We start from the raw sequence: 20,142 nt of genomic DNA on the forward strand, positions 1-20,142 counted from the left end.
CGAATTTCCTTTCTCGTGGGTGGGAAGGGTCGCGCTCACAGCGTCTCCCACATCTTCTGCAAACGCTTGCTCGAAACGGGTACCGGCGTGCGTAGTTCCTGGGCAAAGAGCTGCACGCGCAACTCCTCGAGCAGCCAGCGAAATTGCTCCAGTTGCGGCTCGCAGACGCCCTGTTTGGCGCGCAGCGTCGCGCGCCGCTGGTAGTTGGCCCAGAGCGGCGCATACTCGGCCAACAAGCGAGCGTCGCGCGCAGCGCCCGGCGCGCCGGCCGCCTTCAGCTTGTCGAGGCGCAGCGCAATGGCCTGCAGGTAGCGCGGGTAGTGCTGCAGACGGACGAAGGGCGTGTCGGCGATGAAGCGCTTACCGATCAGTCGCCCAAGTTGCGCTTCGACATCCTGCAGCACGCTGCGGTAAGCCCGACACGCGGGCAGCCTTTTCTGCACCATTTGCCATTCGCCGAGGATTTGCCCGACCAGCCGACAGATCTCCTGCGCCAGCAAGGCAAGGCGTGGCTTCGCCTCGCTGCAGCGCCGGCGAAAAGCGGCCTCGTCGGTCGGCCACGGCTCGCCCAGGCAGGCGCGGGAAAAAGTGACTTCGATCAACTGCCGGCGCAGATCGTCGAGCGTTCCCAGCGCCATGAACTGCATCGCCATCTGGGTCAAGCCCGGCAGGTTTTTTTCGAGATAGCGCACCTGGTCGCGCAACTGCAGCATGCAGAGTCGGCGCAAGCCGCCCGGGTGCTGGCGTTGCGCCTCTTCCAGCGAATCGAAAACGACCAGTGAAACGCTGTCACCCTCGTCGACCAGCGCCGGATAGCCGACCGTCGGCTGGCCGCCGCTACCGACCGTCTCCGCCATTTCCGGCAGTTCGCCGAAGACCCAGTCGGCCATCCGGCGGTACTCGCCCGGGGTTTCGTGCAGTTGACAAAACTCGTCCTTCGCCGCCCTGCCCCACTCGCTGCGCAACTCGGCCAGCTTGCGGCTCATGCCGATCTGTCGCCCGCCGTCGTCGACCAGACGGAAATTGAGTTGCAGGTGGGCGGGCAAGGCATCCGGACGAAACGCGTCGGGGGTAATCTCCCAACCGCGCGCGTTCAGCCCGCGCGTCTGCAGGATGAAGCCGGTCAGCGCGCTGAGCAGAGGTTTGTCAGCCGGCTCGACCTGGGCGACGAACTCGCCGGCAAAAGCGGGCAGCGGCACCAGCTTGGCGCGAATCCGTTGCGGCAAGGTCTTCAACAGAAGCTCGACCTTTTGTGCCAGCAAGCCCGGCACCAGCCACTCGCAGCGCGCCGCCGGAAGCTGATTGAGCTGGGCAAGCGGCAGCGTCAGCGTGACGCCATCGCGCGGACTGCCGGGCTCGAAGTGATAGCAGAGCTCGTACTCGTTGCCGGCGATGCGCAGCGCATGCGGGAAGGCTTCGGTGGTGATCCCGGCCGCTTCGTGCCGCATCAGGTCGGCGCGCTGCAGGTAGAGCAACTGCGGGTGTTCGCGCTCGGCGTCCTGCCGCCAGTCGTCGAAGCTCGCACCGTTGTAGACGCCGGCGGGCAGCAGGCGATCGTAGAAGGCAACGATCAGTTCATCGTCCACCAGGACATCGGGCCGGCGCGACTTGTGTTCGAGCATCTCGATGTCGAGGACGAGTTGCTGGTTGTGCGTGAAGAAGCCCCAGCGCCGTGCGTATTCGGGACTGACCTCGCCGGCGACCAGCGCCTGGCGGATGAAGATATCACGCGCCGCCGCCGGATCGAGCGGACCGAAATGCACCCGTCGGCGCGGCTCGACGACGATCCCGTAGAGCGTGATGCGTTCGAAAGCGACCACCTGCATGGACGACTTTTCCCAATGCGGGTCGAACCAGCTCCGCTTCAGCAGATGCGCGCCGACGCGTTCAAGCCACTCGGCTTCGATGCGCGCGACGCAACGGGCAAAAAGTCGCGTCGTGTCGCTGATCTCCGCGGCGACGATCCACTTGCCGGCCTTCTTCTGCAACGGCGAGGCGGGATGAATCGCGAAGCGGATTCCGCGCGCGCCCAGATAGAGCGCCGAATCCTCCGACTTGCAGCCAATATTGCCCAGCAGACCGGCAAGCAGCGCGCGATGGATCGCCTCGTAGGTCGCCGGCAACTGGTTTTCCCGCCATTGCTGCTCGGCGGCAAAGGCGTGCAACTGCGCGTGGATGTCGCGCCATTCGCGCATGCGCAGCGGCGACAGGAAGCGTTCGCGGCAGGCGGCGTGCAGCTTGCGTTGCGACTTGCGATGTTCGATCTCCTTGTCATACCAGTCCCAAAGCTTGAGCCAGGAGAGAAACTCGGAGCGCTCGTCGGCCAGTTGCCGGTGCGCCGCATCGGCGCTTCCCTGGCGCTCCTGCGGCCGCTCGCGCGGGTCCTGGACGCTCAGCGCGGCGGCGATGATCAGCACCTGGCGCAGGCAGCCTTCGTCGCGTGCCGCCACGACCATCCTCGCCAGGCGCGGATCGAGCGGAATCTTGGCCAATGCCTGACCGATCGGCGTCAAGGCGTACTCGCCATTCACTGCTCCGAGCTCGAGCAGCAACTGGTAAGCGTCGGCCACCGCCTTGCGCGGTGGTGGATCGAGAAAGGGAAACTCCTCGATGGCGCCCAGACGCAAGGCCTTCATGCGCAGGATGACGCCGGCGAGCGATGAACGCAGGATTTCGGGCTCGGCGTAGAGCGCTCGGGCCAGATACTCGGGCTCGTCGTAGAGGCGGATGCAGACCCCGGCGGCGACCCGCCCGCAGCGTCCCGCGCGCTGGTTCGCCGACGCCTGCGCGATCTTCTCGATGTGCAGTTGCTCGACCTTGTAGCGATACGAGTAGCGCTTGACGCGCGCCAGGCCGCTGTCGACGACATAGCGAATCCCCGGCACGGTGAGCGAAGTCTCGGCGACGTTCGTCGCCAGGACGATGCGCGAGCCCACGTGCGGCTTGAAGATGCGGCCCTGCTCCTCGGCCGACAGCCGGGCAAAAAGCGGTAAGATTTCGGTATGCGGCGGATGCTGCTTGCGCAGCGCTTCGGCCGCTTCGCGAATCTCGCGTTCGCCGGGCAGGAAGACAAGAATGTCGCCCGGTCCGCCGCGATGCAGCTCGCTGCACGCCTCAGCGATCGCCTGGTAAAGGTCGCGCTCCTCGTCGTTGCCTGCGTTCGCCTCGCCCGTGTTGCTCGTATCCAGCGGTCGATAGCGCAACTCGACCGGATGCAGCCGCCCCGAAACCTCGATCACCGGAGCGCCGGAGAAATGGCGGGAAAAGCGCTCCGCGTCGATCGTTGCCGAGGTGACGATCAGCTTCAGATCGGGCCGCCGCGGCAACAACTGCTTGAGGTAGCCGAGCAGAAAATCGATGTTCAGGCTGCGTTCGTGCGCCTCGTCGATGATCAGCGTATCGTACTGCTCCAGCCAGGGATCGCTTTGCGTTTCCGCCAGCAGAATCCCGTCCGTCATCAGCTTGAGGTAGGCCTCGGGCGCGCTGCGGTCGCTGAAACGCACCTTGTAGCCAACCAGCCGGCCGAGTTCGCTATGCAGTTCGTGGGCGATCCGCGCCGCGGTGCTGCGCGCGGCGATCCGGCGCGGCTGCGTATGCCCGATCAGCCCACTCACCCCGCGCCCAAGTGCAAGACAAATCTTGGGGATCTGCGTCGTCTTGCCGGAACCGGTCTCGCCGCAGACGATGACCACCTGCTGCTGGGCGATCAGTGCGGCGATCTCGTCACGTCGGGCATTGACCGGCAGATCATCGCAAAATTCCGGCTTCGGCAAACGCGCACGACGCTCGGCAAAGGCACTGCGCGAGCGTGCGAGGAGAGTCTCGCGCTCGGCCAGCAAGGTCTCCCGGCGGACCCCGAAAACGTGCCGAAGATCGCGCGCCAGCGCGCCCAACCGCCGCCGATCGCTGACCAGGCAATCGCCGAAGGCCAGCGTCTGACCGGCCGCGCCGCGCCGCTTGGTGGCTTCCCTGCCCTCGGCGGGCGGGGGATCGCCCGCTTCAGGCTGCATGGGCGAAGGCACCGACAACCAGCGGTGAAACGGCCGCGCACATCGGCGCGGCGCGCAGGCGCCAGCACGGCGTGGCTCGGCAAGCCGGAGTGATGGCGCGAGGCAGCGAACGATCGCCGGGGACACGCGGGCTACCGATCAGCGCGCGCGCGAAAGACACGCCCGCACCGCGCCGTTGCAGCCAGGAGCTCGCGCACATTTCAGCCCAGCGGACGGTATCGATTGATCATCGGGCCATGGTAACGACTGTGCGCGGATCACGGCAAGAGCCTGGGGTAACTGCCGGCAGGAATTGGCAAGCCGGCGGCCGCGCGCCAAACAGCGAAACTGAACGAATTCGCTCATCCGGCAGGCGAACGCGCGGCGCGCGATGATCGACGGCGAGAAGCCGAACGCCCGCCTCTTGACGACCTGAACCCCTTCCTTTATAAGGAGAAAATACCCCGTAGCGGGCGCCGTACGCAAGGCACGCGACGTTCTTCACCGTCGCTCGACACAGCGAAGCCCTTGAGGAGCAGAACATGAAGCCACAGCCGCAGAAACCCACCGCAGCCTTCATCGGCGCCTCCTGGCTGGCCTTGCTGGTCGGCGCATCCGGCTTCATTTCCGGACTCTGGAATGCGGAGATGCCGATCTATGAAAAAGGCTACTACTTTACCGTCCTGATGTTCGGACTGTTCGCCGCCGTCTCGCTACAGAAAGCGGTGCGCGACCGCCTGGAAGGGATTCCGGTAACCAACCTCTATTTCGGCCTCGCCTGGCTGGCCGTCGGCATGGCGATTCTCCTGCTCACCGCCGGCCTCTGGAATGCGACGCTGGACATGAGCGAAAAGGGCTTCTACGCGATGGCCTTCCTGCTCAGCTTGTTTGCCTCAGTCGCCGTTCAGAAGAACGTGCGCGACATGGCGCTGTTCAAGGACGAAGGCCCGCTGGCCGACGAGAATGGCAACAACTCGCTGGAAACACTGAACCGCTAGAGCGCCCCGAGGCGACGACGGTATCCGAAGCGCGCCGACGCACCGATAGCCAGTCGCTATCTGACGAATTACCAGAATCAATTGGAACAATTGTCGCAACTCAACTACGATGCGTTCCGTCGCATGACGATTCGTTTCCTTCACTGAACTCAAAGGAGAGCTCAAGATGTCCTTGATCAATACCGAAATCAAGCCCTTCAAGGCGACCGCCTTCCACAATGGAAAGTTTGGCCCGGTGTCCGACGCTGACCTGAAAGGCAAATGGTCGGTCGTCGTTTTCTACCCGGCTGACTTCACCTTCGTCTGCCCGACAGAACTGGGCGACCTGGCCGATCAGTACGACGCTTTTCAGAAGATCGGCGTCGAGGTCTATGCCGTGTCGACCGACACGCATTTCACGCACAAGGCCTGGCACGATGCCTCGGATACGATCAAGAAGATTCGCTACCCGATGATCGGCGATCCCACCGGAACGATCACGCGCAACTTCGGCGTCATGATCGAAGAAGAGGGTCTGGCGCTGCGCGGCACCTTCGTGATCAACCCGGAAGGGGTCATCAAGGTCTGCGAGATCCATGACCTCGGCATCGGCCGCGACGCCAAGGAACTGCTGCGCAAGGTGCAGGCCGCGCAGTACGTCGCCAGCCACCCGGGTGAGGTCTGCCCCGCCCGGTGGACGCCGGGCGAATCGACGCTGAAGCCGTCGCTCGACCTCGTCGGCAAGATCTGAGCGCGCTGCGTCCGTGCTGCCGGAAGCGTTCCGGCAGCACGGCGAATGCTGCAGCGCAAAGGGGCCGCGCGGGCGAGCCGCCTGCCGGCCCCTTTTTCACGCCACTCGTTAAGGAAAACAGACATGTTGGACGCCAACATCGCCAATCAACTGCGCAGTTATCTGGAAAAGCTGCAGCGGCCCATCGAGTTGATCGCGGCCCTCGATGAAAGCGAGCAAGCCGGCGAGATGTGGACGCTGCTGCAGGAGATCGCTGCGCTTTCACCGAAGATCAGCCTGCGGCAGGACGCTGCGGCAGGTCGCCGACCGTCGTTTTCGGTCGGCCAGCCGGGCGAAGCAGCGCGAATTCGCTTTTCCGGAATCCCCATGGGGCACGAGTTTACTTCGCTCGTTCTCGCCCTGCTGCAAACTGGCGGCCACCCGCCGAAAGTGGATGCCGAGTTGCTCGCGACGATCCGCGCCATACCGGGTACGTTTCGCTTCACCACGTTCATTTCCCTTTCGTGCCACAACTGCCCGGAAGTCGTCCAGGCGCTCAACCTGCTGGCGGTGGTCAACCCGGGGATCAGTCACGAGATGGTCGACGGCGCGCTCTTTCAGGACGAGATCGAGGCGCGCCAGATCATGGGCGTACCGACCGTCCTGCTCAACGACGAGCACTTTGGCCAGGGCAGGATGACGCTGGAGGAAATCGTCGGGCGCCTGGACAGCAACGCTCAGCAACGCGAGGCCGAGAAGATCACCGCACGCGCCCCCTTCGACGTACTGATCGTCGGCGGTGGGCCAGCCGGAGCGGCGGCGGCGATCTACGCGGCGCGCAAGGGAATCCGCACCGGCGTCGTCAGCGAACGCTTCGGCGGACAGGTGCTCGACACGCTGGCGATCGAAAACTTCATCTCGGTGAAGGAAACCGACGGGCCGCGCCTCGCCGCCGGACTGGAACAGCACGTGCGCGAATACGAAGTTGACATCATGAACCTGCAGCAGGCGGCGGCCTTGTTGCCGGCGGATGCCACCGGACTACACACGCTGCGCCTGGCGAGCGGTGCAACGTTGCGCAGCAAGACGGTGATCGTTGCCACCGGCGCCCGCTGGCGTGAGATGAATGTTCCCGGCGAAAAGGAATACCGCGGCCACGGCGTCGCGTATTGCCCGCACTGCGACGGCCCCTTGTTCAAGGGCAAGCGCGTTGCCGTGATCGGCGGCGGCAATTCGGGCGTCGAGGCGGCAATCGATCTGGCTGGCGTGGTCGCCCACGTGACGTTGATCGAATTTGAAGCGATGTTGCGCGCCGACGCCGTTCTGCAGAAGAAGTTGTTCAGTCTGCCCAACGTGCAGGTGCTCACCTCGGCACTGACCCATGAAGTCACCGGCTCGGGCGGCAAGGTCGATGGCCTGGTGTACACCGATCGGCCGAGCGGCCAGAAGCAACGCATCGATCTGGAAGGCGTTTTCGTGCAGATCGGCCTGCTCCCGAACAGCGACTGGCTGAAGGGAACGATCGACCTCTCGCCGCGCGGCGAGATCGAGATCGATGCGCGTGGAGCTACCTCGCTATCTGGCGTTTTCGCCGCTGGCGACGTGACGACCGTGCCCTACAAACAGATCATCATCGCCATGGGCGAGGGCGCGCGTGCCGCACTCGGTGCTTTCGACCATCTCATCCGCGCATCGGTCACCTGAGGTAGATGACCGCCGGAAAGACCGCGGCGGCGAGCACCAGGACCAGCCATTCGAGCTTGTGGCGCGCCAGATAACCAGTAAAGTGCATGATCAGAATCGAAATGGCGAGGATGTAAAACAGCGCGAAAAGCATCAGACAACCCTTTCTTACTTGGCGCCGACGATCACTGGCTGCCGCCACGTTGTTCGGCCGCCATCCGCGCCTCGATTGCAGGCCAAGCTAGACCTGGAAGCGCATCGACAAGTCGAGCGCGTGCACGTCCTTGGTCAAAGCGCCGATCGAAATGCGATGTACTCCGGTTTCGGCGATCTGGCGTACAGTGTCGATACTGACATTGCCGGACGCCTCGAGTACCGCGCGCTCGCCAGCGAGCGCCACCGCCTGACGCATCTGGTCGAGCGTCATGTTGTCGAGCAGGATCATCGTCGCTCCGGCGGCAAGCGCTTGCTGCAACTCGGCCAGCGTCTCGACCTCGACCTGAATGAACTGACAGGCGTCGACCGCTTGTTCGGCAACCCGGCGCGCCGACTCGATCGCAGCTGCGATGCTGCCGGCAGCGAGGATGTGGTTTTCCTTGATCAGGATGCCATCGTACAGCCCAAGACGATGGTTGCCGCCCCCGCCGCAACGCACCGCATACTTTTGCGCCAGACGCAAGCCGGGAACCGTCTTGCGCGTATCGACCACCTGCGCTGCGGTGCCGGCAACCTGGTCGGCGAACTGCCGCGCCTTGGTCGCCACAGCGGAAAGGAGCTGCAGAAAGTTGAGCGCACTGCGCTCGGCGGTCAACAAGACGCGCGCCGGCCCGGCAATCTCACAGAGCACCTGCTCCGGACGAATCCGTTGACCATCCTCCGCCTGCCAGACGATCTCGACTTGCGGATCGAGCCTGGTGAAACAGCGCGCGAACCAGGCGCAGCCACACAGCACCGCCGGCGCACGCGCAACGACCGTTGCTCGCCCATATGCATCGGCGGGAACGAGTTGTGCCGTCAGGTCGCCACTGCCGACGTCCTCCGCCAGCGCCGCCGCGACATTGCACTCGATTTCGCTCTCGAGGCGTTCGGCAAGGCTCATGACAAGTCCCTTAAATGAAGAGTTCAAGCGCGCAATTCTACCACTCGCGTAGCGGCGTTGCCGAGCGCTAGCAAGACTCGGCAGCCAACAGCGCGAGCAGTTGGTCGCCGTAACGCTGCGCCTTGGCCTGTCCGATGCCGGGCACATCAAGCAGTTCAGCGAGCGACGCGGGGCGTCGCCCAGCCAGCTCGTACAGCGTGCTGTCGTGCAGGATGACGTAGGCAGGCACCCCCTGCTCACGCGCGCAATCGGCGCGCCATTGGCGCAGTCTCGTCGCCAGCGGAGAGGTCCGGTCGGCTTGCCCGGCCAACAACGGTGAAGATTTTGCCGGCTGTCCGGCAAGGCCGGTCGTCCGTGTCTTTTTCTGGCGTGGCTTGGCCGGCGCCAACCGACGCCGGAGTTCGAGCGCGATCTCGCCTTTCAGAATCGGCCGCGCGCTATCGGTGAGCTTCAAGGCGCCATAAGCCGTCGCATCGGCCTCAAGTACGCCGCGCACGAGCAGTTGGCGAAACACCGAGCGCCACGCCATTTCATCAAGTTCTGTCCCGACACCGAAAGTCGGCAGGCGGTTGTGGTCAAACTGCTGTACTTTGTCGGTCAGCTTGCCGCGCAGAATATCGACCAGGTGCCCGGCACCGAAACGCTGACCGGTACGCAAAGCTGCCGAGAGCGCTTTCTGCGCGGCAATCGTGCCGTCCCAGACAATCGGCGGTTCCAGGCAGACGTCGCAGTTGCCGCAGGCCGCAGCGGTCTCGCCGAAGTAGTTGAGCAGGACGATCCGTCGGCATTCGGCCGATTCGCAGTAGGCCAGCATGCTGTCCAGCTTCTGCCGCTCGATCCGCTTCTGCTCGCTCGCGGCGGCCGAGTCCTCGATCATCTGGCGGTGGATGACGACATCGTTCAGCCCGTAGGTCATCCACGCTTCCGAGGCGCCGCCGTCACGGCCGGCACGCCCGGTTTCCTGGTAGTAGGCCTCGATGCTGCGGGGCAGGTCGAGGTGCGCGACGAAGCGCACATCGGGTTTGTCGATTCCCATCCCGAAAGCAATCGTCGCCACCATGACGATGCCTTCCTCACGCAAAAAGCGCTGCTGGTGACGCTGACGGTCGTCCGCCGCCATGCCCGCATGGTAAGGCAGCGCGCTGACCCCCTGCGCATTCAGCCAGGCGGCGGTTTCGTCGACCTTGCGCCGCGACAGGCAGTAGACGATGCCCGCCTCGCCGGCGTGTTGCTGGAGAAAATCGCGCAACTGTTGGCGTGGGTTGTCTCGTTCGACGACCGTGTAGCGGATGTTCGGTCGGTCGAAGCTGTCGACGAAGACGCGCGCTTCGTGCAGGCCAAGCCGGGTGCGGATTTCCTCACGCGTCAGTTGATCGGCCGTTGCCGTCAGGGCAATCCGCGGAACCTCTGGAAAGCGTTCGTGCAGCAGGGCGAGCTGAATGTACTCCGGACGAAAATCGTGCCCCCACTGCGACACGCAGTGCGCCTCGTCGATGGCAAAGAGTGCGACCTGCCGGCGCGCGACCAGTTGCTCGAGCAGACCCAGAAAGCGCTCGCCCAGCAGGCGCTCGGGCGCGACGTAGATCAGATCGAGTTCGCCACGCAACAGGCGCCGCTCGGTGTCGACGACGCTGCGATAGTCCTGCGACGAATTGAGGAAAGCGGCATTGACGCCAAGCTGGCGCAAGGCGTCCACCTGATCCTGCATCAGGGCGATCAGCGGCGAGACGACGACGCCGACGCCGGCACGAACGAGCGCCGGGATCTGATAGCACAGCGACTTGCCGCCGCCGGTCGGCATCAGGACCAGCGCATCACCGCCGCCAATGATCTGCTCGACAATCGCCGCCTGCTGCCCGCGAAACGACGGGTAGCCGAAAACCCGCGCGAGGATTTCGTTGGCCGGCGATTTCATGTGCGTCCTGGCGTCCAGCCGCTCCCTTCGGTCGATGCCGTCCGGCGCCGCGTACCGCCGACCGGCAAGCGCCGCCCGTCGGCCAGCCGTGGCACGATCATCCGGTCAGGCGCTCGCGCGCCAGCGTTGCGCCGTTCCAGGCCAGGCACTCGCCCTCCTCCTCCCGCCAATCCGCCAGCACCCAACGTTCGACGTGAATCCCATCGACAATGTGATCATGACGCGCCGGCCGGTGCGTGTGACCATGAATCAGACTGGCATAGCCATGGCGGCGCAGAAAGTCGTCAGTCGCCGCCGGATCGACATCCATCAGGTAGTCGGGCTTGCTGCGTCTGGCCAGTTCGCTCTCGCGGCGTAGCGCCAGCGCCAGCGCGTAGCGCTCGCTGAGCGGGCGAGCAAGAAAGTCGCTTTGCCACGCAGGCTGGCGGACCAGCGCGCGAAAGCGCTGATAGTCAGCGTCGCCGGTGCACAAGGCATCACCATGCGAGAGAACGAACTGCCACGTGGGAACCGACAACACATGTGGATCAGGCAGCAGGCGAACGCCGCTGCGCTGTGCGAACGCGTGACCGAGCAGGAAATCCCGGTTGCCGTGCATCAGCGAAACGGCGACGCCACGGTCGGTCAATTCGCGTAGGGCGTCGGCAACGACGCCGGCAAGTGGATTTTGCGCATCGTCCAGGCAGTCGTCGCCCGGCCACGCTTCGAACAGATCACCAAGAATGAACAACTGCTCGGCGGTGCGCGCGCGGCCCGCCAGAAAGGCAAGAAACAGCCGCTGAACGCCGGCTGTCTGGGGGGCGAGATGCAGATCCGAAATGAACAGAATCAAGCGCAACAACTCCGTCGGGCAGACTCGCCGGGCGCTCGGGGCGGGCTTGCTGCCGGCCAGTCAACGGCGGCGATGAGGCCATCGCACCACTCGCCGATTCGGCGCTCCGCTTGGTCGCTACGCACGCCCGCCGGCGTCAGCACAACTCGGCGCGCTCGATCACCACATCCTCGAGCGGAACGTCGCGGTGGAAGCCGGAGCTGCCCGTCTTGACGCTCTTGATCTTGTCGACGACTTCGCTGCCTTCGACCACCCGGCCAAAAACGCAATAGCCCCAACCCTCGGCACTGGGTGCCCGATGGTTGAGGAAGTCGTTGTTGACGACATTGATGAAGAACTGCGCCGTCGCCGAATGCGGTTCGTTCGTCCTCGCCATGGCAACCGTGTAAGCGTCGTTGCGCAAGCCGTTGTCGGCCTCGTTGCGAATCGGTTCGCGGCAGGGCTTCTGCTTCATTCCCGGGGCAAAACCACCCCCCTGTACCATGAAACCCGGGATGACCCGATGAAAAATCGTATTGTCGTAGTGTCCGGCAGTCACGTAATCGACAAAATTCTTCGCCGAGAGCGGCGCTTTTTCCGAATCGACTTCGATCCCGATGACGCCGAAATTCGTATGCAGCTTGATCATGCTTGTCCTCGTCTGAGCTAAGGGAGAATTCTGACGGACTGGATGACGACCGCTTCGACCGGTACATTCTCGTGCCCGCCGCGCGCAGCGGTGGGCACCTTGGCGATCTGGTCGACGACATCCATCCCCTGGGTGACTTTACCGAATACGGCATAGCCCCAGCCATCCGGCGACGGATGATTGAGCGAACCGTTGTCACGGTGATTGATGAAGAACTGCGAGCTGGCCGAATGCGGCTCGCTGGTGCGGGCCATGGCGATCGTCCCGCGATCGTTCTTCAAGCCATTCTTCGCCTCATTCTCGACCCTTCGGCTGGCGCTCTTCTGCTCCATCGCCGGGGTAAAGCCACCCCCCTGGATCATGAAGCCCGGGATGACACGGTGGAACACGGTGCCGTTGTAGAACCCCTCGCGCGCGTACTGAACGAAGTTCTGCACGCTCTTCGGCGCCTTCTCCGAGTCCAGTTCGACGACGATGCGACCCTTGCTGGTGAGCAGTTCGACGCTTGGTGCAGCAAGCGCAATGAGCGGCAGCACGCTGCCGATCAGACAGAGAAGCTTCTTTTGCATGGACTCCCTTTCAAGGATCCTGTTTTGACTGGCGCGCTGCCGGCCACCACTCAGCCCGAGCGCTCTTCCTGGATCAGCCAGCGATCGCCCGACTTGACGAAGATGAAGGTCTTGACCACCGAGGATTTTACCGAAGCCGAGCGGTAGTCCTGCCTGAAACGCGCGATCGCCTTGCCGTCGACAAACGAGACCCGGATGTCGTCGACCTCGATCGTCTCCTTGCCCGACCGACCAAGACGCTGCGTCCGTTCGGCTTCCCAGGCCTTGCGCGACATGCCCCCAGGCCGGCGAAAGTCGGCCGCGTAGAGTTCGAAGTAGGCCCTGGTATCCTTCTGTGACCAGGCGGCTGCCCAAGCGAGCAAGGCCTCGCGCACGCTCGCTTCATCGCTTGCCGCCACACCGGTCGGCGGCGCATCCCCGGACGTTTCGCCGGTTACGGGCAAGATCCCGCTGGCGGGCACCGATCGTGCGGAATCGGCGCCCGCCTGCGCAGCGCCATCACCGTCGCGGCGCACCGCCGGAAGCGATTTGCCCTCGGCTCCCGCCGGAACGGCAAGCACGTTGCTGATCGTCGCCAGGCGCGCCTTCGCCTGCTTGCTGCCGGGATTCAACTGCAGTGCTTTCTCATACGATCGGCTAGCGAGCTTGAGGTAGACGTCGGCGAGATTCTCGTGCGCGGTGGCAAAGCCCGGATGCGCGCGAATCGCCATATCGAGCAAAGCGCGCGCCTTTTCGAATTGCTTCTGCTGCGCATACAGAACGGCCAGGTTGTTGTAGGGCTCGGGCAGTTCGGGATGCTCCTCGCTCAGCCGGGTATAGGCTGCGATCGCCTCCGCCGGGCGCCCCAGCTCGCTCAGGATGACGCCTTTCAGGAAAAGCCCCTCTGCATCGCGCGGTGCGCTGCGGATATGCGCGTCCACCCGCTCCATCGCCAACGACCATTGACCCTGCTTCATCAGGCGCTGCGCTTCGGCCAGGGCGTCGGCCAGCGCGAAAGACGGCAGGCCGACCGTAAGCAGCGCACCGAGGAGCGCCGGGAGAGCCGCCGGCCACCGCCCAAACAAGGAGGAAAAGCGCATCGTCATGGTATACTCGACGCCACCTGAGGTCGCCCAAACCGGAGATTCTAACAAGAAGCAGGGCGAATCCAAAATGCTCTGCGCGCGGTTGCGTGCGCCATCACGATGAGTCCAGGAATGCTGAGAATCTACAACTCGCTGACGAAGGAAAAACAGGACTTTGTACCGCTCGCAGCGGGCCATGTCCGAATGTACGTCTGCGGTATGACGGTTTACGATTACTGCCACCTGGGCCACGCCCGCGTACTGGTCGTTTTCGACATCGTGCAACGCTGGTTGCGCACGGCAGGGCTGCACGTGACCTATGTCCGCAATATTACCGACATCGACGACAAGATCATCCAGCGTGCGCAACAGAACGGCGAGAGCATCGGCGAACTCACCGCACGCTTCATCCGCTGCATGGACGAAGACGCTGCAGCCCTGGGTGTCGAGAAGCCTGACCATGAACCGCGGGCTACCGAGTACATCCCGCAAATGCTCACGATGATCGAGCGTCTACACGCCAATGGACTCGCCTACCGTGCGGTCGATGGTGACGTCAACTTTTCGGTGCGTCGTTTTCCCGGCTACGGCAAGCTTTCCGGCAAGTCGGTCGACGACCTGCGCGCCGGTGAGCGGGTGGAAGTCGACACGGCCAAACATGACCCGCTCGATTTCGTTCTCTGGAAGCACGCTAGAGAGAACGAACCGACGTGGCCGTCGCCCTGGGGAATGGGCCGCCCCGGCTGGCATATCGAGTGTTCGGCGATGAGCTCCGAACTGCTCGGCAAGCAGTTCGACATCCACGGCGGCGGCCAGGATCTGCAGTTTCCGCACCACGAAAACGAAATTGCACAGGCCGAGGGAGCGCACGGCTGTCCATTCGTCAACTACTGGATGCACAATGGTTTTGTCCGCGTCGACGAAGAAAAGATGTCGAAGTCGCTGGGCAATTTCTTCACCATCCGGGAGATTCTCGAACGCTATGATCCGGAAGTGTTGCGCTTCTTCATCCTGCGCGCGCACTACCGCAGCCCGCTGAACTATTCGGATGCGCATCTGGACGACGCCCGGCACGCCCTGACGCGTTTGTACACGGCGCTGAAGGATGTCGAGGTGGAAGGCACAGCAATCGACTGGCAGACGCCTTATGCGGCTCGCTTTCGTCAGGCGATGGACGACGACTTCAACACCCCCGAAGCGTGCGCCGTGCTCTTCGAACTCGCCACGGAGCTCAACCGCAAGCGCGCACCGGCGATCGCCGGGCTGCTGCGTGGTCTGGCCGGCATCCTCGGTCTGCTCGGGCGCGATCCGGCGGCGTTCCTGCAAGCCGCGCCGGGCCAGGCGGGAGACCTGACAACGGCGCAGATCGAGGCCTTGATCGCCGATCGGTTGGCCGCCCGCAAGGCGAAAAACTTCGCCGAAGCCGACCGCATCCGCAGCGCGCTGACCAGCGCGGGTGTCGTGCTCGAAGACAGTAGTCAGGGGACGACCTGGCGACGAGCCTGAACTTGGCTGGCGGGGCAGTCGGCAGCGGGAGCGTGTCGCGCCAGTTCAGTCGCCGGTGCCGGAAATCAGCGCAAGACGCGGCCGCCGCTGCCGATGACGGTCAGATCGACGAAACGCGAGCCCTGCCGCTCGCTCGCTGAAAAGTTTACGCGGTAACCGCCCAGATCATGATTTTGCATGCCTTCCAGGCTGGCGATCAGCTTCTCGCGTGTCAGATCGCGGCCCGCCTTGCGCATCGCCTCGACCAGCACACGCGCCATGACGTAGGCCTCGATGCCGAAATACGACGGTTTACCCTGTTTGCCGAGTAGCTTCTGGTAATCGCGCACGATCGGCGTCGTGTCGTTCCAGGGATAGGGCATGACCTGCGAGATGCCGATGCCGCGCGCATTCTCCGCGAGTTCCTGGACGAGAACGTCAGCGCCTACCGGCGACAAGGTCATCAAGGTCGGGCGTTGCCCAGCCTGTTTCATTTCGCGCACGAAAGCTGCCGTCGCCTTGTACAGCGTAACCATGACCACCGCCTGTGGATTGGCTTTGCCGATGGTCTGCACGGCCGCTGCGACATCGACCGAGTTACGTTCGACGCTCGCCACCGCCGAAGGCGTCTGGCCATGCTTCTTCAGCGCGGCGACGACGCCCTCGAGGCCCGATTTGCCAAAACCGTCGTTCTGATAAAACACGGCAATGTTGCTGAAGCCGAGCGAAATCAACTGGTTGACGATCGCCTCGGTTTCGTTGGCATAGCTCGCGCGCACGTTGAACAGGTAGCGATTGTTCGGATTTTCGCGCGGTGACTGGCGCAGCGAATCAGCCCCGGAAATCGTCCCGACGAGCGGCACGCGAGCCAACCCGAAGACATCGTTCATCGCCGCGGTCGTCGGACTCGATCCGTAGTAGGCCAGCAGGGCAAAGACCTTTTCGTTGCTGATCAGCGTCTTGGTATTGGCAACCGTGCGCTCGGTCTCGTACCCGTCGTCCAAGGCGCGCAATTCGAGACGTCGCCCGTGCACGCCGCCAGTGTCGTTGACCTGCCGGAAATAGGCCGTGATCACCGACTTCATGTCCAGCCCGTAGACCCCGCTCGGGCCGGAAAAGGGCGCCGACATGCCGATCAGCACGCTGTGCTCACCGACGCCAATTTCGCCGGCAACGGCGACGCCCATCCAGGTCAACAGCCCCAGCAGCAACGCCTTGGCCAGTCTCATCGCCTCTCTCCCCCGTAGGTCCAGGCTGGGCTCGTGCAACGAGCGCCTCTCCTCGCAGGATGGGGCCAAAAACTGACAGATCGCTTACAAGGTGCCGCCCGTCCGGGCGCCCTGGCGTCTCCCGGCTAGCCGCCTGTCAGTTTGCGGCAAAGAACTCGCGTACGCGGTCCATCCACGACTTGGCGCGCGGGTTGTGCTGCGCCGAGTTCTCGCGGCTCGAGTCTTCCAGTTCGCGCAGCAGTTCCTTTTGCCGCTCAGTCAGGTGCACCGGCGTTTCGACGACGACATGGCAGAACAGATCGCCGTACCCGTGGCTGCGCACGCCCTTGATTCCCTTTCCACGCAAACGGAAGGTCTTGCCCGACTGCGTCTCCGGCGGAACGCGGATCTTGGCCGCCCCGTCGAGCGTTGGAATGTCGATCTCGCCGCCCAGCGCAGCCGTGGTGAAACTGATCGGCATCTCGCAGTGGAGGTTGTTCTGCTCGCGCTGGAACACCGTGTGTGGTTTCAGGTGAATCTGCACGTAGAGGTCACCGGCCGGCCCCCCGTTGATGCCGTGCTCGCCTTCACCCGACAGGCGGATGCGATCGCCCTCGTCGACCCCGGCCGGGATCTTCACCGCCAGTGTCTTGTGCTGCTTGACGCGCCCGGCGCCGTGACATGAGGTACACGGATCGGCAATGAAGCGCCCGGTGCCGTGGCATTTCGGGCACGTCTGCTGGATCGAGAAGAATCCCTGCTGCAAGCGGACCTGACCGCTGCCCTGGCAAGTCGGACAGGTTTTGGGCTGCGTCCCGGGTTTCGCACCGCTCCCGCGACAGGTGTCGCAGACTTCCATGGTTGGAATGCGGATCTTGGTTTCCGTCCCGAAAGCGGCTTGTTCGAGGGTGATTTCGAGGTTGTAGCGCAGATCCGCGCCACGATAGATGTTCGAGCGTCCGCCCCGGCCGCCACCGAAGATCTCGTCGAAAATGCCGCCGAAGGCGTCGCTGAAGCCACCTGGCCCACCACCCCCCATGCCCGCCTGCGGATCGACGCCGGCGTGACCATACTGATCGTAGGCCGCCCGCTTTTGTCCATCGGTGAGGATTTCGTAGGCTTCCTTGACTTCCTTGAAGTGCTCTTCCGCCTTCGGATTGTCCGGATTACGGTCGGGATGGTACTTCATAGCCAGCTTGCGATAGGCCTTCTTGATTTCTTCGTCAGATGCGTCGCGATTGACGCCCAGAATGTCGTAAAAGTCGCGTTTAGCCATTGGTTCTCGAACACTCGATGGGACGAAGGGGAGGCGCGATTATACGCGCCTCCCCTGGCGGGCAGTTGCTTGCCCGGCTTACTTCTTGTCTTTGACTTCGGTGAATTCCGCGTCGACGACATCGCTGTCGTCTTTCTTGGCTTCACTGCCGGCCGTCTGGTGGGCATCGCCGCCACCCGCCTGCGCCTGTTGCTTGGCGTACATCTTCTCGCCCAGCTTCTGCGCCGCGCTGCCAAGCGCCTCGCTCTTGGCCCGAATGTCGTCGATCTCGTTGCCGCGAATCGCGTCCTCGGCTGCCTTCATCGCCTTGTCTATGCTCGCCTTCTCGTCGTCCGACAGTTCCTTGCCGTACTCCGCGAGCGACTTCTTGACCGTGTGGATCATCGCATCGCACTGATTGCGCGCCTCGGCCAACTCATGCGCCTTGCGGTCTTCTTCAGCGTGTAGCTCGGCGTCACGCACCATGCGCTGCACTTCCTCCTCGTTGAGCCCGGACGAAGCCTGAATCTTGATCTTGTTCTCGCGACCAGTCGCCTTGTCCTTGGCCGACACGTGCAGAATCCCGTTGGCGTCGATGTCGAAGGTCACCTCGATCTGCGGCATGCCGCGCGGGGCTGGCGGGATGTCGGTCAGGTTGAACTGGCCGAGGCTCTTGTTGCCGGCCGCCATTTCACGTTCGCCCTGCAAGACGTGAATCGTCACCGCCGACTGGTTGTCGTCGGCGGTCGAGAAGACCTGCTGCGCTTTCGTCGGAATCGTCGTGTTCTTCTTGATCAGCTTGGTCATCACGCCGCCCAGCGTCTCGATGCCCAGCGACAGCGGCGTGACGTCAAGCAGCAGAACGTCCTTGACTTCGCCGTGCAGAACGCCGCCCTGAATTGCCGCGCCGACGGCGACCGCTTCGTCCGGGTTGACGTCACGTCGCGGCTCGCGGCCGAAGAACTCCTTGACCATCTCCTGTACTTTCGGCATACGGCTTTGGCCGCCAACCAGAATCACGTCGTTGATGTCGCCGATCTTGCAGCCAGCGTCCTTGAGGGCGATCCGGCAGGGTTCGATCGTGCGTTCGATCAGCTCGTCGACCAGTGATTCGAACTTGGCGCGCGTGATCTTTTGCGTCAGGTGCTTCGGGCCCGAACTGTCGGCCGTGATGTAGGGCAGATTGATCTCGGTCTGCTGGCCCGAGGAAAGCTCGATCTTCGCTTTCTCCGCCGCATCCTTCAGGCGCTGCAGGGCAAGAACGTCGTTCTTCAGGTTGACCCCGGACTCCTTCTTGAACTGCTCGATGATGTAGTCGATCAAGCGCTGATCAAAATCCTCGCCGCCGAGGAAGGTGTCGCCATTCGTCGACAGGACTTCGAACTGGTGCTCGCCGTCGACTTCAGCAATCTCGATGATCGAGATGTCGAAGGTCCCACCGCCCAGGTCGTAGACCGCGATCTTCTTGTCACCCTGCTTCTTGTCCATGCCGAAGGCAAGCGCCGCGGCAGTCGGCTCGTTGATGATCCGCTTTACTTCCAGGCCGGCAATCCGGCCTGCGTCCTTGGTCGCTTGCCGCTGGCTGTCGTTGAAGTAGGCCGGGACGGTGATCACCGCCTCGCTGACTTCCTCGCCCAGGTAGTCCTCGGCCGTCTTCTTCATCTTGCGCAGGACTTCCGCCGAGACCTGCGGCGGCGCGATCTTCTTGCCGCGCACTTCGACCCAGGCATCACCGTTGTCGGCGCGCAGGATCTTGAACGGCATCAAGGAAATGTCCTTCTGGACTTCCTTTTCCTCGAAGCGTCGGCCGATCAGGCGCTTGACCGCGTACAGCGTGTTCTTCGGATTGGTCACCGCCTGCCGCTTGGCCGGCGCGCCGCAGAGAATCTCGCCATCGTCGGCGTAGGCAACGATCGAGGGGGTCGTGCGTGCGCCCTCGGAATTCTCGATGACCTTCGGCTTGCCGTTTTCCATGACGGCGACGCACGAGTTGGTCGTTCCCAGATCAATGCCAATGATCTTGCCCATGTCTGAATCCTTTCCTGTTTCGGTAAATTTGTGGCGACATTCCTATGCTTGTCGCGAATGTCGGAAGACGCTGCCTAGATGGGGACTACGACAGGGCTTTCAAGTCGCCGCCTTGGCAACGATGACGAGCGCCGGGCGCAGGACGCGGTCGGCCAGCAGGTAGCCTTTCTGCAGGACGGTCACCACGGTGTTCGCTTCCTCGGCCGATTCGACGACGCTGATCGCCTGATGGCGATGCGGGTCGAACTTCGCGCCGAGCGGATTGATTTCGCTGAGGGCAGATTTCTCAAAAGCAGCGATCAGTTGCTTCAACGTCAGTTCGGTCCCCGCGCGCAGGCTCTCGGCACTCGCTGCATCGCTGGCCAGCGCTGCCTCGAGGCTGTCCTTGACCGGCAGGAGATCCTTGGCAAAGCGCTCGGCCGCGAATTTGGCCGCCTTGGCGATGTCTTCCTGCGCGCGACGGCGTATGTTCTCGGTCTCGGCCTTGGCCCGCAACCAGGAATCATAGTGCTCGGCGGCCTTCGCTTCGGCCTGCCTGAGCGCCTCCTCGAGGGCATGCGAAGGGTCTGCGGGTGCCTCTTCAACGGGGGCGGCAGCAGCCGCCTCGGACTCCGTAACGGCGACGGGAATCTCGTCGATTGTCTTGTCGTTCACATCCATGGTTGTCGGTCTCCGGGAAA

At 63.5% G+C, this 20,142-nt stretch carries 16 protein-coding genes; 4 read left to right on the plus strand and 12 right to left on the minus strand.

Going from position 1 to position 20,142, the window contains the following annotated elements; all coding sequences use genetic code 11:
• Positions 1-35 precede the first annotated feature (35 nt).
• Positions 36-4,010, minus strand: a complete 3,975-nt coding sequence (hrpA, locus tag Q1L59_RS09985) for an ATP-dependent RNA helicase HrpA (RefSeq protein WP_300331639.1) — start codon at positions 4,008-4,010, stop codon at positions 36-38.
• Between the two features lie 521 nt (positions 4,011-4,531).
• Between hrpA and yiaA the strand changes: the two genes are divergently transcribed.
• The 3 genes from yiaA (at position 4,532) to ahpF (ending at position 7,400) form a co-directional block, all read left to right on the plus strand.
• Positions 4,532-4,987: an inner membrane protein YiaA gene (gene yiaA, locus Q1L59_RS09990; protein ID WP_300331641.1), complete on the plus strand. Its 456-nt coding sequence runs from the start codon at positions 4,532-4,534 to the stop codon at positions 4,985-4,987.
• A 166-nt stretch (positions 4,988-5,153) separates the two neighbouring features.
• On the plus strand, positions 5,154-5,717 hold the full coding sequence (gene ahpC, locus Q1L59_RS09995) for an alkyl hydroperoxide reductase subunit C (protein ID WP_300331644.1): 564 nt from the start codon (positions 5,154-5,156) through the stop codon (positions 5,715-5,717).
• Between the two features lie 123 nt (positions 5,718-5,840).
• On the plus strand, positions 5,841-7,400 hold the full coding sequence (gene ahpF / locus Q1L59_RS10000; RefSeq protein WP_300331647.1) for an alkyl hydroperoxide reductase subunit F: 1,560 nt from the start codon (positions 5,841-5,843) through the stop codon (positions 7,398-7,400).
• Here ahpF and Q1L59_RS10005 read toward each other — a convergent pair.
• The 7 genes from Q1L59_RS10005 to Q1L59_RS10035 form a co-directional block, all read right to left on the minus strand.
• A complete protein-coding gene (locus Q1L59_RS10005) occupies positions 7,393-7,533 on the minus strand; it encodes a hypothetical protein (protein WP_300331649.1) in 141 nt (46 codons plus the stop codon). The two genes, ahpF and Q1L59_RS10005, sit on opposite strands and share 8 nt — an antisense overlap.
• An 87-nt stretch (positions 7,534-7,620) precedes the next feature.
• Complete coding sequence (gene nadC, locus Q1L59_RS10010) at positions 7,621-8,478, minus strand: carboxylating nicotinate-nucleotide diphosphorylase (protein WP_300331652.1); 858 nt, start codon at positions 8,476-8,478, stop codon at positions 7,621-7,623.
• A 67-nt stretch (positions 8,479-8,545) separates the two neighbouring features.
• Positions 8,546-10,393: a DNA helicase RecQ gene (gene recQ, locus Q1L59_RS10015; protein ID WP_300331655.1), complete on the minus strand. Its 1,848-nt coding sequence runs from the start codon at positions 10,391-10,393 to the stop codon at positions 8,546-8,548.
• Between the two features lie 97 nt (positions 10,394-10,490).
• Positions 10,491-11,225: a UDP-2,3-diacylglucosamine diphosphatase gene (locus Q1L59_RS10020; RefSeq protein WP_300331658.1), complete on the minus strand. Its 735-nt coding sequence runs from the start codon at positions 11,223-11,225 to the stop codon at positions 10,491-10,493.
• A gap of 136 nt (positions 11,226-11,361) precedes the next feature.
• Positions 11,362-11,853, minus strand: a complete 492-nt coding sequence (locus tag Q1L59_RS10025) for a peptidylprolyl isomerase (RefSeq protein ID WP_300331661.1) — start codon at positions 11,851-11,853, stop codon at positions 11,362-11,364.
• Between the two features lie 17 nt (positions 11,854-11,870).
• Complete coding sequence (locus Q1L59_RS10030) at positions 11,871-12,422, minus strand: peptidylprolyl isomerase (protein WP_300331664.1); 552 nt, start codon at positions 12,420-12,422, stop codon at positions 11,871-11,873.
• Between the two features lie 50 nt (positions 12,423-12,472).
• Complete coding sequence (locus Q1L59_RS10035) at positions 12,473-13,507, minus strand: tetratricopeptide repeat protein (RefSeq protein WP_300331667.1); 1,035 nt, start codon at positions 13,505-13,507, stop codon at positions 12,473-12,475.
• Between the two features lie 111 nt (positions 13,508-13,618).
• Between Q1L59_RS10035 and cysS the strand changes: the two genes are divergently transcribed.
• Positions 13,619-14,992 carry a cysteine--tRNA ligase gene (gene cysS, locus Q1L59_RS10040; RefSeq protein ID WP_300331670.1) on the plus strand — a complete coding sequence of 458 codons (1,374 nt, stop codon included), beginning with the start codon at positions 13,619-13,621 and terminating at the stop codon, positions 14,990-14,992.
• Between the two features lie 65 nt (positions 14,993-15,057).
• Here cysS and Q1L59_RS10045 read toward each other — a convergent pair whose 3' ends face one another.
• From Q1L59_RS10045 to grpE, 4 genes are all read right to left on the minus strand, one after another.
• Complete coding sequence (locus Q1L59_RS10045; protein WP_300331673.1) at positions 15,058-16,200, minus strand: ABC transporter substrate-binding protein; 1,143 nt, start codon at positions 16,198-16,200, stop codon at positions 15,058-15,060.
• A gap of 136 nt (positions 16,201-16,336) precedes the next feature.
• Positions 16,337-17,455: a molecular chaperone DnaJ gene (dnaJ, locus tag Q1L59_RS10050; RefSeq protein ID WP_300331676.1), complete on the minus strand. Its 1,119-nt coding sequence runs from the start codon at positions 17,453-17,455 to the stop codon at positions 16,337-16,339.
• 78 nt (positions 17,456-17,533) lie between these two features.
• Positions 17,534-19,462, minus strand: a complete 1,929-nt coding sequence (gene dnaK, locus Q1L59_RS10055) for a molecular chaperone DnaK (RefSeq protein ID WP_300331679.1) — start codon at positions 19,460-19,462, stop codon at positions 17,534-17,536.
• Between the two features lie 99 nt (positions 19,463-19,561).
• On the minus strand, positions 19,562-20,122 hold the full coding sequence (grpE, locus tag Q1L59_RS10060; protein WP_300331681.1) for a nucleotide exchange factor GrpE: 561 nt from the start codon (positions 20,120-20,122) through the stop codon (positions 19,562-19,564).
• Positions 20,123-20,142 lie beyond the last annotated feature (20 nt).

Origin of the sequence: Accumulibacter sp. (assembly GCF_029255125.1) — a bacterium.
GTDB lineage: Bacteria > Pseudomonadota > Gammaproteobacteria > Burkholderiales > Rhodocyclaceae > Accumulibacter.

Coding starts and splice junctions, on each gene's coding strand:
- Q1L59_RS10045 (WP_300331673.1), bottom strand. CDS start 16,200: ATGAGACTGGCCAAGGCGTTGCTGCTGGGGCTGTTGACCTGGATGGGC.
- Q1L59_RS10035 (WP_300331667.1), bottom strand. CDS start 13,507: ATGACGATGCGCTTTTCCTCCTTGTTTGGGCGGTGGCCGGCGGCTCTC.
- hrpA (WP_300331639.1), bottom strand. CDS start 4,010: ATGCAGCCTGAAGCGGGCGATCCCCCGCCCGCCGAGGGCAGGGAAGCC.
- Q1L59_RS10030 (WP_300331664.1), bottom strand. CDS start 12,422: ATGCAAAAGAAGCTTCTCTGTCTGATCGGCAGCGTGCTGCCGCTCATT.
- ahpF (WP_300331647.1), top strand. CDS start 5,841: ATGTTGGACGCCAACATCGCCAATCAACTGCGCAGTTATCTGGAAAAG.
- Q1L59_RS10025 (WP_300331661.1), bottom strand. CDS start 11,853: ATGATCAAGCTGCATACGAATTTCGGCGTCATCGGGATCGAAGTCGAT.
- nadC (WP_300331652.1), bottom strand. CDS start 8,478: ATGAGCCTTGCCGAACGCCTCGAGAGCGAAATCGAGTGCAATGTCGCG.
- yiaA (WP_300331641.1), top strand. CDS start 4,532: ATGAAGCCACAGCCGCAGAAACCCACCGCAGCCTTCATCGGCGCCTCC.
- grpE (WP_300331681.1), bottom strand. CDS start 20,122: ATGGATGTGAACGACAAGACAATCGACGAGATTCCCGTCGCCGTTACG.
- cysS (WP_300331670.1), top strand. CDS start 13,619: ATGCTGAGAATCTACAACTCGCTGACGAAGGAAAAACAGGACTTTGTA.
- ahpC (WP_300331644.1), top strand. CDS start 5,154: ATGTCCTTGATCAATACCGAAATCAAGCCCTTCAAGGCGACCGCCTTC.
- dnaK (WP_300331679.1), bottom strand. CDS start 19,462: ATGGGCAAGATCATTGGCATTGATCTGGGAACGACCAACTCGTGCGTC.
- recQ (WP_300331655.1), bottom strand. CDS start 10,393: ATGAAATCGCCGGCCAACGAAATCCTCGCGCGGGTTTTCGGCTACCCG.
- Q1L59_RS10005 (WP_300331649.1), bottom strand. CDS start 7,533: ATGCTTTTCGCGCTGTTTTACATCCTCGCCATTTCGATTCTGATCATG.
- dnaJ (WP_300331676.1), bottom strand. CDS start 17,455: ATGGCTAAACGCGACTTTTACGACATTCTGGGCGTCAATCGCGACGCA.